This window comes from Pseudomonas sp. Sample_9, assembly GCF_004307535.1.
Taxonomy (GTDB): domain Bacteria; phylum Pseudomonadota; class Gammaproteobacteria; order Pseudomonadales; family Pseudomonadaceae; genus Aquipseudomonas; species Aquipseudomonas mercuritolerans.
Genome location: NZ_RAZO01000324.1, coordinates 1 through 817, shown reverse-complemented (window position 1 = coordinate 817; position 817 = coordinate 1). Strand labels below are relative to the sequence as shown.

Genomic DNA, 817 nt, shown 5'->3' with positions numbered 1-817 from the left:
TCCAGCAACTCCGCCAACTCCAGCAACGCGTCTTCTTCATCATCAACCAGAAGCAACTGTTGGCGCGGCAGCGAGGGAGAATTCATGGGCAGCCCCGAAATACTGAAAGTAAATCTCAGTGTAGCGCGCCGTTGGCCAGACGCGACCGGCACTTCAATCAGGGCGTCTGCACCGGAGCCGTCTGCGCGGTGCCACCGAGCGACGCCAGGATACTGTTGAAAATCGCCAGTACCTTCGCGCCAACCGGTGTCACAAACACCACAACCACCACGGCAACCATCGCCACGACAATCGCATATTCGATGGCAGAGGCACCGTCACTGCTAGCCAGAAATGCTCGAACCCGCGTCAGCAAATAATCAAGCAGCATGGACATTCTCCTCGCGCCGACATGGTCGGACGCTGGCAAACGGAGGTCCTGTCAATGCCTGGGCGCACCTGTCACTTACGCACAGACACCGAACAGGAAGAAGAGATAGCCATCAAGTGGTCGGACGCACTTGCGCTGTACCGCCCAGCGAGGTCAGTACCGAGTTGAATATCGCGAGTACCTTCGCGCCGATCGGCGTCACGAACACGACGACAACAACTGCCACCATCGCCACCACAATCGCATACTCAATCGCTGAAGCACCCTCTTCGCTGCGGGCAAACGCGCGAGCCCTGGCGAGCAGATAATCGAAAGTTACACCAAACATAGCTCCACTCCTTCGCGCCTCTGGCGCCGACATCACCACCGCGGCAAGGTTCCACCGGGCCACTTGAGCATTGTCAACAAACCCCCACCCAACAACTGTAAGAACGCATTAATCACAAA

2 protein-coding genes and 1 pseudogene are annotated in these 817 nt (G+C 57.4%); all 3 read right to left on the bottom strand.

From position 1 onward, the window contains the following. A pseudogene (locus tag D6877_RS29995) lies at nt 1-86 on the bottom strand (response regulator); the annotation flags it as partial. A 71-nt stretch (nt 87-157) separates the two neighbouring features. After that, complete coding sequence (locus D6877_RS18275; RefSeq protein ID WP_130911678.1) at nt 158-370, bottom strand: Flp family type IVb pilin; 213 nt, start codon at nt 368-370, stop codon at nt 158-160. Nucleotides 371-482: 112 nt separating this feature from the next. Continuing rightward, entirely contained in the window at nt 483-698 is a 216-nt protein-coding gene (locus D6877_RS18270) for a Flp family type IVb pilin (RefSeq protein WP_130911677.1), read from the bottom strand. Nucleotides 699-817 lie beyond the last annotated feature (119 nt).

Excerpts from the sequence above, each read along its gene's own strand:
- D6877_RS18270 (WP_130911677.1), bottom strand. The coding sequence starts at position 698 with ATGTTTGGTGTAACTTTCGATTATCTGCTCGCCAGGGCTCGCGCGTTT.
- D6877_RS18275 (WP_130911678.1), bottom strand. The coding sequence starts at position 370 with ATGCTGCTTGATTATTTGCTGACGCGGGTTCGAGCATTTCTGGCTAGC.